A 16,944-nucleotide genomic window follows, 5' to 3' on the forward strand; every position below is an offset into this window, starting at 1 on the left:
GAAATTAGGCAAATGGGCTCTGAAAAGGAAGCGCCATAAGAATTTAGAGGAGGAGGTTTTGGGCTCTAAAAAATTTATTTGTTACCCGTTTTGTTACCCGCTCAGGGAAACAAATAGGCAAAAAAAAGCCCGCTTTCGCGGGTTTTTCTTTAGCTATCAACTACTTAGTAAAAGTAGTGATGGCGGAGAGGGTGGGATTCGAACCCACGAGACGCTTCCACGCCCGCTGGTTTTCAAGACCAGTGCATTCAACCACTCTGCCACCTCTCCGGCTGTGTGGTGTGGGCTCTATTTGGTTCATGCGGCCTCCAAAGTCAAGCCGGCGAAAAACTTGTTCCACAGCCTGAATTTATTTTTTTCACAGCGGAATCAAACAGTCCCGCCAAAACCGCTATTTCCCCTAAGTAAGTTAGCCTTGACAAGAAACTCTCTTTCTTGTGGAGACATTTTGATCGGATTCAGTTAAGGTTTATCGGCTATCTTTTTAATATTGGTTCAGTTTGTAGTGAGCTCGGGTGTTTTTGCTCAACCAGACTGAAATCCGTCAGTGCCGAACATGTAGTGAGTAACAACGGTATGACTTCTTTACTGAATTGGGGCTATTCGGTGAAAGCACCAGCTCCCGAAACGATCAAACGTGTAGCGACCAGCATATCTGTAGTTGCCTTGTGCGCAGGTATTGCAGCCTGTGGTGGCGGCACAGACAAAGTGAAGTTCAGTGAAAAGAAGTACGGCGTGGCTGCAAGTCCTCGTGTGGTGAAAGGCACTAAGCCAGTTCCCAAAGGAGGCGGGCGCGCTGTTGTCGGCAAACCGTATAAAGTGGCTGGCAAGTGGTATTACCCCAAAAGAGACGATAACTACAAGAAAACCGGTAAGGCATCATGGTATGGTCCAACCTTCCATGGTCGCAAAACAGCAAACGGCGAAATCTTTGATCGCAATGCGCTGACAGCGGCACATCCAACAATGCCTCTACCAAGCTATGCTAAGGTGACAAACCTGCAAAATGGCCGCTCCATGATTGTGCGCGTGAATGACCGTGGACCATTCCACGATAATCGCGTGATTGATCTGTCTGAGCGCGTTGCTGGAATGTTGGGCACCAAATCCAGCGGTGTTGCAAAGGTTCGTGTTGAATACGTTAGCCGCGCACCTCTTCACGGACAGGACGAGAAGAAGCTACTGGCATCTTATTCTGGCAATGGCGGAAACTGGAACGGCGGGAACTCTGCACCTCGGACCATGTTTGCCTTTGCAAATCCTGTGAAACGCATTTACGGCCCGGTTCCAATGCCAAAAAGCAGGCCATACGACACTCCAATTTATGCGGCGCAAAATGTGTTGGCGTTCAATTCCAGCCAGCTCGATCCTGCAGTGGTTTACGAACGTAACTTGAGCACGACACAAGTCGCATCCATATCCAGCTTCAAGAACCGCATCAACAGCGCCCTTGCGATAAACGCAAACCCGAATGCACCCAAACCTGCGATTGCCGCACAACCAGTTTCAACATCCTTTGGCAGCTCACTCCTTCCACCACCAAGTTCAGGTGTCTACAAAACACCAACAAGTGGCAGCGCACCAACGTTCCAGAGCGGAAATGCAGTTTCCTCCTATACGTCACAGCAAAGGCTCAACAGTGCGCATGAGGCATTTAAATCATTTTCAGGTGGAACTGGTTTGAAGAACTTACTGCAATCTCGTACTGGCCAAAAACACTAAGTCATTTAGCTTTAAACGGCTTTACCCAGTCTGCTGACCTGCGTTAGTGTTTGTTTTAGGGGATGGGGCGTAGCATAGCCTCTCTAAAAACATTCAGGGAGACACAGGCGTGCAGGTTGGGTGGCAGAAGTGCAAACAGCATAAATCTCGAAGCAACTTTAAGCGCTGGCTATCTCCTGATTGCTGGAGATTCTCAGCGGCTTCGGCAATAGCGCTCTGCGCACTACTCGTATCTCCAGCAACTCATGCTGTTGAGATAAAAGCCAAAGCCGCAACGCTTTACGATTTCTCCAACAAGTCATTGATCTTCTCTAAAAACTCTCAGGTTCTGCTTGCGCCGGCAAATCTAACCAAGCTCATGACCGCAGTGACAGTGCAACAGGCACTGCATGCCGGTGATATTACGCCGCAAACCACATTCAAGGTCAGTGAACATGCATGGCGGACAGGCGGGGCTCCAGCGCGCGTTACCACCATGTTTGCACGCCTGAACTCCTCCGTCCCCGTGAACGATCTAATGTATGGCCTTATCGTTCAAAGCGCGAACGATGCCGCAATCATTCTGGCGGAAGGCCTGGCCGGCAGTGAAGCCAACTTTGCGCGGGAGATGAACAAGCTCGCCAAGTCCATCGGAATGGAAAATTCAAATTTCACCAATCCGACCGGCTTCCCTGAGGAGAACCACAAAACGACACTGGAAGACCTGACAATCTTGGCGGCGTATGTCCTGGAACATGAGCCTGAATTGCATTCTGTGTTTTCCATGGACCGCTTTACCTGGAACAAAATCACACAGCGCAACAAAAACCCACTCATTCGGGATATTGAAGGCCTGGATGGGTTTGGTGCCGGCTTTTCTGAGAGAGAAGGCTTTGCTGCGCTTGGAACACTCGACAGCAACGGTCGTCGCTATGTAGCCGCTATTGCAGCCTCGCCGACGATGCAAGACCGTGTTCAGGACATGAAAACTCTATTGCTGCCATCTTTTTCCGGCCTTAAGCTCGAACAGTTTTACCGCAAAGGTGATCTTGTCAGTGACGCACAAGTGTATGGCGGCAAAAGAACAACAGTCTCCCTGAAGACAAATGATGCCGTCGCAACGCTTATCAACCCCAACGAAAAAGATAAATACCAACTGCGCGTTGTTTACAATGGCCCCATACCCGCACCGATTAAAGAGGGAATGGAAGTTGGAGAACTGCAGGTTCTTTCCAAAAATGACGTGATTTATCGGGCAACACTGGTTACAGGAGAGGATGTAGCCATGGGAGACCTGCAAGGCCGTGCTTGGGACGCGCTAGGCGAGTTCTTCTACCAGTTGTTCTAGCACCGGATTTCAGAACTATTGAATTCCGTAGGTCTTGGAGGCCTGTTCGACGTTGTCGGGTATTTTTATCAGTTTTGAGGGCGGCGAGGGCGCCGGTAAGTCTACTCAAATTCAGCGCTTACGCGACAAACTCGCGGCCAGAGGCATTGAAGCAATCACCACACGTGAGCCGGGCGGCTCTCAAGGCGCTGAACTCGTTCGCGAAGTCCTGCTGTCCGGCGCTGCAAAAGATTATGGTGTAACGGCTGAGGCAGTCCTTTTTGCAGCTGCCCGAGCAGACCATATCGATACACTGATCAAACCAGCATTAGATGACGATAAATGGGTCCTGTGCGACCGGTTTGCCGATTCCTCACGCGTTTATCAGGGGGAATCCGGTGTTCCTCCGCAAACAGTGGAAGCCTTGCAACAGGTCGCAATCGCAGGTCATAATCCAGACATGACCTTGCTGATCAACGTGACGCCTGAAGTTGGCTTAACCCGCGTCTCAAAGCGTACTGCTCCTGTCGAATTTGATGGCCCGGATCGATTTGAAACAGATACCTTGGAAACGCATCGTCGCAGACAAGAAATGTTTCTGGAGATGGCCCGTAAAGAGCCAGACCGCATCACTGTGATTGATGGTGACCAGTCGCAGGACAAGGTGACTGAAGATATTTGGCAAGCTGTCCAAAGCCGCTTTGAAGAGCAGATCAAACAAGATACGGCCCGTCCGTAAGCAATCAGGGAAAAGTGAGTATGGCGAAAGCTCCCATAATCGAAGAAGTCCCTGAGTTCGACGAGGTCGAAGGCCTTCCGCTTCCACGCGAGCAATCCAACCTATACGGCCACGAACTTGCAGAAACCGAACTGCTTGATGCCTACAGATCGCAGCGGTTTCATCATGCATGGATCCTCGGTGGCCCCAAAGGCATCGGCAAAGCCACGCTGGCATTTCGTTTCGCACGCTTCATACTGGAGCACCCGGACCGTTTTTCAACGCCTGTCATGGCAGCAAACAGCTTGTATGTGCCGCCAGAAAGCCATAGCGCACAAATGGTCGCGGCAGGTTCTCACGCAGACCTATTACACCTGCGCCGTCCATGGGACTTGAAAGGAAAGCGCTTCAAGCGGGACCTTCCTGTTGATGAAGTTCGTAAGACCACAGGCTTCTTTGGGTCAACGGCAGCAGGTGGAAACTGGCGCATCTGCCTTGTTGATTCTGCTGACGACATGAACCAGTCCGCAGCCAACGCGCTGCTTAAGATTCTCGAAGAACCACCAAAGCAGTCGCTCTTTATCCTGCTTTCACACAATCCAGGACGTCTTTTGCCAACAATTCGCTCCAGATGCCGCAAATTGTCTATGCGCAAGCTGGAAGAGCAAACGATCGAGCAAGCGTTGACTGACATGGACTGCGCTCCATCCGGCAATACACAGGCTCTGCACACACTCGCTGATGGTAGCCTGCGTCAGGCCGCATTGGCAGCAAACGGCGGAGCGTTGCAAATCGCGCAGGAGTTTACCGGCTTGGTTGAGACAATCGCCAATCTGGATATGATCCGTGCGCACAGCTTTGCAGATAAAGTTTCGGGACGTGGTGCAGAAGACGCGTGGAACACATTTTTGGAGCTGACCCGCACGTTCTTGAGCAATCAACTGCGTAAAGATGCAAGCACAAAGCCGGATGCGCTTGTCAGGTGGGCTGACTTGTGGGAAAAGGTGGGCCGCGCTGCCTCAACAGCAGAAGCTTTAAACCTTGATCGCAAGCAAGTTGTGTTGTCTTTCCTCGTTGACCTGCGGAAAGCAAGCACGAGCTGACCTACGTCTTTTTGGGCCACAAACCCAAAGAACTTTCCAGATTTAGATCCCGGATCAAAAGATCGCTTTAGGATATGACAGAAAAATCGCCTTTCTATATTACAACAGCAATTTCCTACCCAAATGGTGAGCCGCATATCGGCCATGCCTACGAGGCAATTGCAACTGACGTGCTGGCCCGCTTCCAGAAACTGGATGGCCGAGAAGTACACTTCCTGACGGGTACCGACGTACACGGTCAGAAGATGCTTCAGACCGCCGTCAAGGAAGGCATGTCACCTTCAGATCTTGCAGATAAGAACTCCAAGCTTTTCCGCGAAATGGTGGAGATGCTGGGCTGCTCTAATGACGATTTCATTCAGACCAACGAAGAGCGTCACTATAAATCCTGTCAGGCAATCTGGCAGAAAATGGCAGATGCTGGCGATATCTACAAAGACAGCTACGCCGGTTGGTACTCTGTACGCGACGAAGCCTACTATCAGGAAGGCGAGACCGAAGTTCGCGAAGACGGTGTTCGTTATGGTCCGCAAGGCACGCCTGTCGAGTGGGTCGAAGAAGAAAGCTACTTCTTCCGTCTCTCAGCTTATGAAGACAAGCTGATCGAGCTGTATGAGAAGAACCCTGACTTTATTGGTCCAAATGCACGCCGCAACGAAGTCATGAGCTTCGTAAAAGGTGGCCTGAAAGACCTGTCCATCTCCCGCACCACCTTTGACTGGGGCATCCCGGTGCCAGGTGATGAAAAGCACGTTATGTACGTTTGGGTTGACGCTCTGACCAACTACATCACTGCGCTTGGTTATCCTGATATGGACGGCGACATGGCCAAGTTCTGGCCTGCCAACGCACATATCATCGGCAAAGACATTATCCGCTTCCACGCGGTGTACTGGCCTGCGTTCCTCATGTCCGCTGGTGTTCCACTGCCAGAGCGCGTGTTTGCCCATGGTTTCCTGTTCAACTCCGGTGAGAAGATGTCCAAATCTCTGGGCAACGTCATCGCACCGCGTGATCTGGTAGAAACCTACGGCCTCGACCAAATTCGCTACTTCTTCCTGCGTGAAGTGCCATTCGGTCAGGATGGCAACTACAACCACGAAGCAATGGTAAACCGCATCAACGCTGACCTTGCCAATGATATCGGCAACCTGGCTCAGCGCTCGCTCTCCATGATCTTCAAGAACTGCGAAGGCAAACTGCCGGTTCCAGGCGAATTCTCTGTCGAAGACAAGGCGATCTTGCAGCAAGCTGATGAGATGCTGGAAAAATGCCGCGGCTTCATGGCAAAGCAGGAAATCCACCATGCACTGGCATGCATCTGGTCAACTGTTGGTGAAGCAAACCGATACTTTGCTTCTCAGGAACCTTGGGCGTTGAAGAAGACTGACCCCGAGCGCATGGCCACCGTTCTTTACACCACCGCCGAGATCATCCGTCAGGTTGGCATTCTCGCACAACCTGTAATGCCAGGCTCTGCATCCAAACTGCTCGACCTGCTGGTGCTGAATGAAGACGAGCGCTCATTCGCACTGCTGGGTGAAGCTGGTCGCTTGCAAGGTGGTCGTGATCTGCCGAAGCCACAAGGCGTGTTCCCGCGCTATGTTGAGCCGGAAACTGCAGAATAAAACGCAAGATTATGTAACTTAAAGGGGGAGGCGCGTATGCCTCCCTTTTTTATGAGGTAAATACGCTGGTATTTACCGCTGAGATAAAACAAGAGGTCTACCGGACCTATTGACAGAATCGCGCTGGAGGCGCTTTTGCTGTGACCATGTTAGTTGATAGTCATTGTCATCTGGATTTTCCGGATTTCGCAGAAGAACGCGACCAGATCATCGAGCGCGCCCACGAGGCTGGCGTCAAGCTGATGGTCACCATCTGTACTCGCGTCCGCAAGTTCGAGCAGATTAAAGAAATCGCTGAGGCCTATGACAGCGTATATTGCTCCGTCGGAACCCATCCGCACCAAGCGGGTGAGGAAACCGACGTCACCACGGAAGAATTGGTGGAGATTGCTAAGCATCCCAAAGTGGTGGCAATCGGAGAAGCTGGACTAGATTATTTTTACGACAACGCATCTCCAGAAGATCAGGAAAAGGTCCTGCGCACGCATATTGCAGCAGCCCGCGAAACCCAGCTGCCGCTGGTGATACATAGCCGCGATGCCGATGAAGACATGATGCGCATTTTGGAAGAAGAGATGAAGGCTGGCAGCTTCCCAGCACTTCTTCATTGCTTTTCCTCTGGCAAAGAGTTGGCATTGAAGGGACTGGAGCTCGGCCTTTATGTTTCCTTCTCCGGCATTTTGACCTTTAAGCGCTCCACCGAACTGCGCGAGATCGCAGCAGAACTTCCAATGGATCGCCTTCTTGTTGAAACAGATGCCCCGTATCTTGCGCCGCAGCCATGGCGTGGCAAGCGCAACGAGCCAGCTTATGTAGCGCACACCAACAAAGTTCTGGCTGAAGCACTGGGCGTCTCAGAAGATGTAATGGCCAAGGCAACCACACAGAATTTCCTGCGCCTGTTTTCCAAGGTGCCACAGCCAGCTTGATTGACTAAACTGACGCGGATCGTGTTGCCATTGTATTTTGAGAGGACCGATGACCAGCAATTTTAAGGTCACTATTCTGGGCTGCGGCTCATCTACCGGCGTACCAAGGATTGGCGGAGATTGGGGCGAATGTGATCCCAATGAACCGAAAAACCGCCGCCGTAGATGTGCTCTGCTGGTTCAGCGGTTCTCTGAAAATGGCACGACGACCATAATCGTGGATACCGGCCCGGACTTGCGTGAGCAGATGCTGGCAGCCGGTGTCACACACGTGGACGCAGTACTTTATACCCATGCCCATGCAGACCACTTGCATGGCATAGATGATCTGCGCTTCTTCGCACTCATGCAGCGTGCCAAAGTGCCCGTTTTCATGGATGAGTTCACCTCAAAGCGCGTCCGATCTGCCTTCGACTACTGCTTTGTCACGCCGCCAGGTTCCGGTTATCCGCCAATCCTGAGCGAAAACGGCCTGACGAATGGCACTCCGGTCACCATCGATGGTGCAGGGGGACCGATCACTGCGCTACCATTTCTTGTCCATCATGGCGACATTGATGCACTGGGCTTTCGCTTTCAGGATCTGGCATACACCCCTGATGTCAACGACATCCCGCAAAGCAGCTTTCATGCATTGAAGGGCCTCGATACATGGATTGTAGACGCACTACGTCAGAAGCCACATCAAAGCCACTTCTGCGTAAATGATGCATTGGCGTGGATCGAGAGGATGAAACCCGTTAAGAGCATCCTCACCAATTTGCATTGCGATCTGGATTATCAGCGCTTGCGAACAGACCTACCAGAGGGTGTTTCACCTGCCTTTGATGGTCAGGAAATCAAATTTCCAGCACATGCGACGGTCTGAAGCCGTCGCATTTTTTATGATACCTACACAGAATCAATGCTTGCCAGACCTCCACATTTCATGCTGATATAGATATATCAGTGACGCGTGCGAGATAAATATATTTCCCTGCCGATATAAGGCAGCTCGTTACAAATCAAAAATAAGCATATAAAATACAGCACGTTAGACTGACAATTGGCCACTCTTTGTATATTTTATACTTAGATATTTTATGTTTGAAATAATTTAAAAAACCTGTCACGCTTACCTCAAGTTGGAATTAGGCACTTGCAGCCTAAGGGGGAGAGAGCAATGAAAGTCGCATGTCTTGGAGGCGGCCCGGCAGGTCTTTATTTCGCAATCAGCATGAAGCTGCGAGATCCTCAGCATGAGGTCACAGTCATCGAGCGAAATAAGTTTGACGACACCTTCGGTTGGGGTGTTGTTCTTTCAGATGAGACACTGGACAACTTCAAGGTCAACGACGAGAAAAGCGCTGAAGCCATCCGCGCACATTTTGCTTACTGGGATGACATCGCGGTTCACTACCGAGATACCTGCCACGTCTCCAGCGGTCACGGCTTCTGCGGTATTGGCCGCAAGCAGTTGCTTCTGCTGCTACAAGACCGGGCTAAAGAGCTTGGCGTAAACATGGAATTTGAGCGCAATTACACCAGCGCTAAAGAGTTCATGGGTGATTACGACCTCGTTGTTGCAGCAGATGGCCTAAACTCCACCAGCCGCACCGAGTTTGCTGAGTATTTCAAGCCAGACATCGACACCCGCAAATGCAAGTTCGTCTGGCTCGGCACCCACCAGAAATTCGATGATGCTTTCACCTTCATTTTTGAAGAAACAGAGCATGGCTGGATCTGGGCACACGCCTATCAGTTCGATGATGACACCGCGACGTTCATCGTGGAATGTACGGAAGAGACATACGAAGCATTTGGCTTTGCCGACATGAGCCAGGCTGAGTCTTGCCGGACTTGTGAGACGATCTTCAAAAAGCATCTTGGCGGCAATGAGCTGATGACCAACGCAAACCACGTCCGTGGTTCTGCATGGATCAACTTCCCACGCGTGCTCTGCGAGAAATGGTCCCACGAAAACCTCGTTCTCATGGGCGATGCCTCTGCAACTGCACACTTTTCTATCGGATCAGGCTCCAAGCTTGCCATGGAAAGCGCCATTGCACTGGCAGATTACCTGCACAGCGAAAACTCCATTCAAAGCGCCTTCCAAAAATATGAGGACGAGCGCCGCTTGGAAGTTCTGAAGCTCCAGTCCGCTGCCCGTAACTCACTGGAATGGTTTGAAAACGTCGAACGCTACCTGCATCTCGATCCAGTTCAGTTCAATTACTCACTCCTGACACGCTCCCAGCGCATCTCCCATGAGAACCTGCGTGAGCGCGATGCTGAGTGGCTGGGAACTGCAGAAGGCTGGTTCCAAAATCAAGCCGGAGTGTCGGACACCGACAATGCTCCACGCCCGCCAATGTTCGCACCGTTCAAACTTCGCGAGATGGAGCTGAACAACCGCGTGGTTGTCTCTCCTATGGCCCAGTACAAAGCGGAAGATGGAACAGTCTCCGACTGGCATCTGGCCCACTATGGCGAACGCGCCAAAGGTGGAGCAGGGATGGTTGTTGTTGAGATGACCTGTGTCAGCGCAGATGGCCGCATCACACCAGGCTGCCCGGGTCTTTACGCACCAGAACATCAAACGGCATGGAAGCGTATCACCAATTTTGTGCATGAACACAGCAACGCAAAGATCTGCTGTCAGCTTGGCCATGCCGGTCCAAAAGGTTCAACGCAAGTTGGTTGGGAAGAGATGGACGCGCCGCTGAACGACGGCAATTGGCCGCTTCTTGCCGCCTCTCCAATCGCTTGGTCTGAACGCAACCAGACACCAAAGCAAATGGACCGGGCAGACATGGACCGCGTCAAGGCAGAGTTCGTGAATGCAGCCAAGATGGCAGATGCATCTGGTTTTAACATGATCGAAGTCCACTGCGCCCACGGTTATCTTCTGTCCTCCTTCATCTCTCCACTCACCAACAAGCGTGAAGACGAGTATGGCGGATCGCTTGAAAGCCGCATGAGATACCCGTTGGAAGTCATCAAAGTAGTACGCGAAGCATGGCCTCAGGACAAACCGATGTCCGTGCGTATCTCAGCAACGGACTGGGTGGAAGACGAGGGCCTCACACCAGAAGAAGCCGTTGAGATCGCCCGCATGTTGGACGCAGCTGACGTTGATATCTGCGATGTCTCCGCAGGTCAGACCAGCACTCGCGCACAACCGGTTTATGGTCGTATGTTCCAGGTGCCGTTCTCAGACCGTATCCGCAACGACGCCGGTATGAAAACCATGGCTGTCGGCAACATCTATGAGCCAGATCATGTGAACTCAATCCTGATGGCTGGTCGCGCGGATCTTGTATGTCTTGCTCGTCCGCATCTGTCCGATCCGTACTGGACACTGCACGCAGCTGCTGAACTGGGCGACAAAGGTGTGTACTGGCCAGAACCATATCATGCTGGCCGTGACCAGCTGTACCGTCTGGCAGAGCGCGCCGAGACCATGAAAGTTCGCGTGTGAGGAAGATCGGTTTGGAAAAGCATGCACTCATAACAGGTGGCGGGACAGGCGTTGGGGCTGAAATAGCCCGCCACCTTGCGGGGGCTGGCATCAACGTCACCATTGCTGGGCGCAGACGCGAGCCGCTTGATCTGGTCGCAAGTGCCAACAGCCGCATCAGCGCTGTTACAGCAGACATTACCGATGAAGTGTCCGTTGGACAGATGTTTGAAAAGGCGGCTGAAGCAAACGGACCAGTCAACATCGTGATTGCCAATGCAGGTGCAGCAGAATCTGCACCTTTTGGAAAGATCGAACGGGAAGACTTCCAGCGCATGCTCGACATCAACCTGACAGGTACATTCCTGACCTTCCAAAAGGGACTGGAATGCCTGAAAGGGCAGGAGTATGGGCGTTTGATCGCAATTGCATCTACAGCAGGTTTGCGCGGGTATTCCTATGTTTCTCACTACGCCGCAGCCAAACATGGTGTCGTCGGCATGGTCAGATCACTGGCACTCGAACTTGCCAGCAAGCCATTTACGGTCAATGCTGTGTGTCCAGGATTCACAGAGACCCCAATGCTGCAACGCTCGATCGAAAACATCATGCAAAAAACCAGAATGAACGAAGAGCAGGCACGGGCCGCTCTTTACAAGGACAACCCACAGCAACGCTTCATCCAGCCGGACGAAGTCGCCGCCACAGTGGCATGGCTCATCGGAGATGGTGCCCGCTCAGTGACAGGGCAAGCTATTTCAGTATCAGGAGGCGAGACCCAATGACAGCCTCACAGGAAATGCTCAAAGCTGACAGAGCAACCGACGACAAGTCCCGCGTTCGCCTCTGGTTGAGATTGCTCCGCGCCTCTCGTGCGATTGAAGGCGAACTGAGAGAGCGGCTGCGGACAACCTACAATGTGACCTTGCCACGCTTTGACGTGATGGCGGCACTTTACCGGGAGCCAGAGGGCATGCTCATGTCCCAGCTCTCCAAATACCTGATGGTATCCAACGGCAACGTCACCGGCCTCATTGATCGCCTGACCACGGACGGACTGGTTCAGCGCACCTTGAGAGACGGAGACCGGAGAACCTCTGTGGTTCTGCTTACCAAAGAAGGCCACGAGAATTTTGAGCAAATGGCAGCAAGCCACCGCGAGTGGATCAATGAGTTGCTTTCTCACTTTTCTCCCGATGAAGCAGAAACCCTTGCTGACACACTGAAGGTATTTGCAAGCGATTGGGAGGGGGAGCCCCGATAATGCTGACAACCTACAAAATGGCGAATTTGCAGCCAAAGCACTTCATTTGGCGCATGGAAGGCGATGTCGCAGTCATCCAACTGGACCGCCCGGACCGCAAAAACCCGCTGACCTTTGAAAGCTATGCCGAGCTGCGCGATACATTCCGCGATCTCGTCTATGCAGATGACGTTAATGCCGTTGTGATCGCCTCCAACGAAGGCAACTACTGCTCAGGTGGAGACGTCCACGACATCATCGGTCCGCTAGTTGCAATGGACATGAAAGACCTGCTGAAGTTCACGCGTATGACGGGTGATCTGGTCAAAGCCATGATCAACTGCACCAAGCCGATCATTTCAGCTGTAGACGGTATCAGCGTTGGTGCTGGGGCAATCATGGCCATGGCATCAGACCTGCGCATTGGTACACCAGACGCCAAAACAGCGTTCCTGTTCACCCGCGTCGGTCTTGCTGGCTGTGACATGGGTGCTTGTGCCATTCTTCCACGTATCATCGGGCAGGGGCGTGCTGCAGAGCTGCTCTACACAGGTCGGTCCATGAGCGCTGAAGAGGGCTACACTTGGGGCTACTTCAACTCCATGTCCACCACAGAAGCACTAGAGGCCGATGCTATTCGCATGGCTCAGCGTATCACGGCAGGGCCGAATTTTGCGCACGGTATCACCAAGACCCAGCTCAATCAGGAATGGAACATGGGTCTGGATCAAGCGATTGAAGCTGAAGCACAGGCGCAGGCCATCTGCATGCAGACCAAAGACTTCGAAACCGCCTACAAAGCTTTTGTTGCAAAAGAAAAACCGGTCTTTGAGGGGGCATAAATGGCTGACACCACCTTCCTCACATGGCCGTTTTTTGAAGAAAAACACCGAGAGCTGGCCGAAGCCATAGAAAACTGGTGCTGCAAAAACCTTCCAGCTGACCACTCTGACACGGATGCTGCCTGTATCAAGCTCGTTAATGATCTTGGTTCTGCTGGTTTCCTGAAGCTCACTGCTGTTGATCCGGCTGATCCCAAACCGCTGGATGTCCGTAGCCTGTGCATCATGCGCGAAACACTGGCCCGTCACGACGGTCTGGGGGACTTCGCCTTCGCCATGCAAGGCCTTGGCACCGGCGCCATCAGCCTGTTTGGCACGCCAGAACAACAGCTGTGGCTCAATAAAACCAGAGCAGGCCAGACACTCTCTGCGTTTGCGCTGACAGAACCAGACTCCGGTTCAGACGTTGCAAACATTGAGCTTTCTGCCATCCGCGACGGCGATGACTATGTGCTCAATGGCGAAAAGACCTGGATCTCCAACGGCGGCATTGCAGGCCTTTACGTTGTCTTCGCAAGGACGGGCGAAGCACTGGGTGCCAAAGGCATCAGCGCCTTCATAGTACCGGCGGATACACCGGGCTTAACCGTTGAAGAACGGCTGGATGTGATGGCACCTCATCCTCTGGCACGGTTGGGCTTCAAACAACTGCGCATTCCAGCAATAAACCGCATTGGGGGAGCCGGAGAAGGCTTCAAGATCTCAATGTCGGTTCTGGATGTCTTCCGCTGCACCGTCGGCGCTGCCGCACTGGGCTTTGCCCGCCGTGCATTGGAAGAAGCCGTAGCACGCGCAACAACCCGCAAACTGGGGGATGGCGTGCTGGCCGATATGCAGATGGTGCAAGGCCACCTGGCGGAAATGGCAATCGACATTGATGCCTCTGCACTCCTGATCTACCGCGCTGCATGGACGAAAGACATGGGGGCAGCACGAGTATCTCGCGAGGCTGCCATGGCAAAGCAATTCGCAACCGATCAGGCCCAACAAATCATTGATAAGGCGGTACAAATCCACGGGGGTGAGGGCGTCCGTTCAGGCAATACTGTCGAAAAACTTTACCGTGAAATCAGAGCTCTTCGCATCTACGAAGGCGCATCCGATGTTCAGAAAATAATAGTAGCAAGGCAATTGCTTTCTCAGGAGGGGAGAAATGCTGGGACCAAGCGCGCACAAGGACACCTTCACAAGGGACAGGCTGCCACCAATTGATCAGCAGCCAGTTTTCCAGCTGGAGGGGTTTGAGTACCCAGACTACATCAACGCCGCAGTAGAGTTGACCGACAAGATGGTTGAACGCGGCTTTGGTGACAACATTGCTCTCATCGGCAATGGCAGAAAACGTACTTACAAGGAGCTTGCGGACTGGACGAACCGCATCGCTCGAGCTCTGCAGGAGGATTACGGAGTAGAACCGGGCGACCGCATTCTTATCCGCTCAGCAAACAACCCGGCGATGGTCGCCTGTTGGCTGGCTGCCACAAAAGCAGGCGCCGTGGTAGTCAACACTATGCCAATGCTGCGGGCTGGCGAGTTAAGCCAGATCGTCGACAAGGCCGAAATCAAACTGGCCATGTGCGATCTTCGCCTTATGGAAGAGATGGAACGTTGCCTTGAGCAGAACGATCATCTGAGCAAAATCGTAAGCTTCGATGGCACGGCCAACTTTGCTGGTGAGATGGATAAGGTCGCACTGTCAAAGCCCGTCCAGTTTGAGGCCGTTCAAACGGGCAGAGACGATGTCTGCCTGCTGGGTTTCACATCTGGCACCACCGGACAGCCGAAGGCAACCATGCACTTCCACCGCGATCTGCTGATCATCGCAGATGCCTATGCAAAGGAAGTGCTGAACATCCAGCCATCGGACGTGTTTGTTGGCAGTCCACCACTGGCCTTTACATTTGGCCTCGGCGGCTTGGCAATTTTCCCGCTTCGTTTCGGCGCAACCGCTACTCTGCTGGAAACGGCAGGACCCAAACAGCTTATTGAGATCATTGAGACTTACAAGGCAACGATCTCGTTCACAGCACCAACGGCTTACCGTGCCATGATGGCGGCAATGGAAGAGGGGGCAGACCTGTCCTCACTGCGCATCGCAGTCTCCGCGGGAGAAACATTGCCAGCACCAGTGTTTGAGCAATGGAAAGCGAAAACCGGGATTCCGATGCTGGATGGGATTGGCGCAACAGAAATGTTGCACATCTTTATTTCCAACCATTTGGAAGATGCCATGCCAGCAACCACTGGCCGGGAGATCAAAGGATACTCCGCAAAAGTGGTTGATGAAAACATGCAGGAGGTTCCACGCGGCACAGTTGGTAAACTTGCCGTAAGAGGACCAACCGGTTGTCGGTATATGCAAGATGACCGGCAGCAGAAATATGTTCGTGACGGCTGGAATTTGACAGGTGATGCCTTTTATCAGGATGAAAAAGGGTATTTCCACTTCGCAGCCCGCGCAGACGATATGATCATCACGTCCGGTTACAACGTCGCCGGACCTGAAGTTGAGGCTGCTCTGCTAAGCAGCCCGGAAGTGTCCGAGTGTGCTGTTATAGGCGTGCCAGATGAGGACCGGGGACAGATTGTTGAAGCTCATGTGGTGCTGGTGGAGGACCACCCACAAGATGCAGATGTAATCAAACGTCTTCAGGACTATGTAAAATCTACTATAGCGCCTTATAAATACCCTCGTTCACTTAAACTGGTAGATTCTCTACCAAAAACCGCGACCGGTAAAATTCAAAGATTCCGCCTGAAGGAACAGCTGGTCGAGGATAAATCAGGGGAACTTATATGAAAAAACTCGTTTCAGCCGGAGTAGCCGCCCTTCTGTGTTGTACAGCTGGCGTGGCGCAAGCCGAAGTTAAAATTGGCATGATCACCACCTTGTCAGGCGGTGGCTCCACCCTCGGTATCGACGTCCGCGATGGTTTTGAGCTCGCACTCAAACAGGCAGGCGCATCCGATGTAAAGCTGCTGGTAGAAGACGACGCCCGCAAGCCGGACGTTGCCAAAAAACTGGCAGACAAATTCATTCAAAAAGACAAGGTTGATATCCTCACAGGTATCATCTGGTCCAACCTGGCAATGGCTGTGGTTCCTGCGGCAACCCGCAAAGGCACGCTCTACATCAGCCCAAATGCAGGTCCATCTGCGCTGGCTGGTAAAGCCTGTCACGAAAATTACTTCAACGTGGCCTGGCAGAACGACAACCTGCATGAGGCAATGGGATCTCACGCCAACAAGGCAGGTTACAAGAAGACCTTCATTCTGGCGCCAAACTACCCAGCTGGTACCGACGCTCTGAAAGGCTTCAAGCGGATGTACCAAGGCGAGCTGACAGGTGAACTCTTCACCAAGCTCGGTCAGGATGACTACGCTGCAGAAATCGCACAAATCCGTGCTTCTGGCGCTGACAGCGTGTTCTTCTTCCTGCCAGGTGGCATGGGCATTGCGTTCATGAAGCAGTACGCGCAGTCCGGCGTTGATGTACCTGTCATGGGTCCGGCTTTTTCCTTCTCACAGGATATTCTGCCTGCGATTGGTGACGCTGCACTCGGCGTGGCAAACTCCTCACAGTGGGGTAAGGACATTGAGAGCGAGGTGAACGCCAAGTTCGTCAAAGGCTTCAAAGAAGCTTATGGCCGTCTGCCTTCCCTATATGCATCTCAGGGCTATGACGCTGCAAATCTGATCCTTTCTGCAATGGAAAAGGCAGATGTCAGTGACAAAGACGATTTCCGCGCAGCACTGAAGGAAGCTGATTTTGCTTCTGTGCGCGGTGACTTCAAATTCGGCAACAACAACCACCCAATTCAGGACATTTATGTTCGCGAAGTGGTGAAAGAAGACGGCCAGATCACCAACAAAATTGTCGGTGTCGCAATCAAAGGCCATCAGGATGCATACGCATCCAAATGCCGGATGAAATAAGCCAACGCGTTGAAGTAAAAAGTTAATCAGCGGGGAAACCCTAATCCTTCTCCGCTGATCCCCTATACTGATGTCACA

Annotated in this window: 14 protein-coding genes and 1 tRNA gene; 14 read left to right on the plus strand and 1 reads right to left on the minus strand. The window is 52.4% G+C overall.

Annotation, left to right across the window (positions count from 1 at the left end; genetic code table 11):
* Window positions 1-180 precede the first annotated feature (180 nt).
* Window positions 181-270, minus strand: a tRNA-Ser gene (locus tag DHN43_RS21800).
* A 306-nt stretch (window positions 271-576) separates the two neighbouring features.
* Between DHN43_RS21800 and DHN43_RS21805 the strand changes: the two genes are divergently transcribed.
* The 14 genes from DHN43_RS21805 to DHN43_RS21870 all read left to right on the plus strand — a co-directional run bounded on the left by DHN43_RS21805 (window position 577) and on the right by DHN43_RS21870 (window position 16,866).
* Window positions 577-1,722 carry a septal ring lytic transglycosylase RlpA family protein gene (locus DHN43_RS21805; RefSeq protein ID WP_108820035.1) on the plus strand — a complete coding sequence of 382 codons (1,146 nt, stop codon included), beginning with the start codon at window positions 577-579 and terminating at the stop codon, window positions 1,720-1,722.
* Between the two features lie 109 nt (window positions 1,723-1,831).
* Entirely contained in the window at window positions 1,832-3,049 is a 1,218-nt protein-coding gene (locus tag DHN43_RS21810; protein ID WP_208995559.1) for a D-alanyl-D-alanine carboxypeptidase family protein, read from the plus strand.
* A 52-nt stretch (window positions 3,050-3,101) separates the two neighbouring features.
* Window positions 3,102-3,767, plus strand: coding sequence for a dTMP kinase (gene tmk, locus DHN43_RS21815; protein ID WP_108820036.1), 666 nt, complete (start codon window positions 3,102-3,104; stop codon window positions 3,765-3,767).
* Window positions 3,768-3,787: 20 nt separating this feature from the next.
* The gene (locus DHN43_RS21820; protein WP_108820037.1) at window positions 3,788-4,849 is read left to right on the plus strand and encodes a DNA polymerase III subunit delta'; all 1,062 of its coding nucleotides are present in this window, start codon (window positions 3,788-3,790) and stop codon (window positions 4,847-4,849) included.
* A 74-nt stretch (window positions 4,850-4,923) separates the two neighbouring features.
* A complete protein-coding gene (gene metG, locus DHN43_RS21825) occupies window positions 4,924-6,477 on the plus strand; it encodes a methionine--tRNA ligase (protein WP_108820038.1) in 1,554 nt (517 codons plus the stop codon).
* 146 nt (window positions 6,478-6,623) lie between these two features.
* The gene (locus DHN43_RS21830; protein WP_063297044.1) at window positions 6,624-7,406 is read left to right on the plus strand and encodes a TatD family hydrolase; all 783 of its coding nucleotides are present in this window, start codon (window positions 6,624-6,626) and stop codon (window positions 7,404-7,406) included.
* Window positions 7,407-7,455: 49 nt separating this feature from the next.
* Window positions 7,456-8,274, plus strand: a complete 819-nt coding sequence (locus tag DHN43_RS21835) for an MBL fold metallo-hydrolase (RefSeq protein ID WP_108820039.1) — start codon at window positions 7,456-7,458, stop codon at window positions 8,272-8,274.
* Window positions 8,275-8,568: 294 nt separating this feature from the next.
* Window positions 8,569-10,866: a bifunctional salicylyl-CoA 5-hydroxylase/oxidoreductase gene (locus tag DHN43_RS21840; RefSeq protein WP_108820040.1), complete on the plus strand. Its 2,298-nt coding sequence runs from the start codon at window positions 8,569-8,571 to the stop codon at window positions 10,864-10,866.
* Window positions 10,867-10,877: 11 nt separating this feature from the next.
* Window positions 10,878-11,630, plus strand: a complete 753-nt coding sequence (locus DHN43_RS21845) for an SDR family NAD(P)-dependent oxidoreductase (protein WP_108820146.1) — start codon at window positions 10,878-10,880, stop codon at window positions 11,628-11,630.
* Entirely contained in the window at window positions 11,627-12,109 is a 483-nt protein-coding gene (locus tag DHN43_RS21850) for a MarR family winged helix-turn-helix transcriptional regulator (RefSeq protein WP_108820041.1), read from the plus strand. The genes DHN43_RS21845 and DHN43_RS21850 overlap by 4 nt, the downstream gene beginning before the upstream one ends.
* On the plus strand, window positions 12,109-12,930 hold the full coding sequence (locus tag DHN43_RS21855) for an enoyl-CoA hydratase family protein (RefSeq protein WP_082830577.1): 822 nt from the start codon (window positions 12,109-12,111) through the stop codon (window positions 12,928-12,930). The genes DHN43_RS21850 and DHN43_RS21855 overlap by 1 nt, the downstream gene beginning before the upstream one ends.
* Window positions 12,931-14,142, plus strand: a complete 1,212-nt coding sequence (locus DHN43_RS21860) for an acyl-CoA dehydrogenase family protein (protein WP_108820042.1) — start codon at window positions 12,931-12,933, stop codon at window positions 14,140-14,142.
* Window positions 14,084-15,730 (plus strand): AMP-binding protein, encoded by a 1,647-nt coding sequence (locus DHN43_RS21865; protein ID WP_193757806.1) that lies wholly within the window; start codon window positions 14,084-14,086, stop codon window positions 15,728-15,730. Before DHN43_RS21860 ends, DHN43_RS21865 begins: the two co-directional genes overlap by 59 nt.
* Window positions 15,727-16,866: an ABC transporter substrate-binding protein gene (locus DHN43_RS21870; protein WP_063318834.1), complete on the plus strand. Its 1,140-nt coding sequence runs from the start codon at window positions 15,727-15,729 to the stop codon at window positions 16,864-16,866. The genes DHN43_RS21865 and DHN43_RS21870 overlap by 4 nt, the downstream gene beginning before the upstream one ends.
* The last annotated feature ends 78 nt before the right edge of the window (window positions 16,867-16,944 follow it).

The organism is Pseudovibrio sp. Alg231-02 (assembly GCF_900143565.1).
GTDB lineage: Bacteria > Pseudomonadota > Alphaproteobacteria > Rhizobiales > Stappiaceae > Pseudovibrio.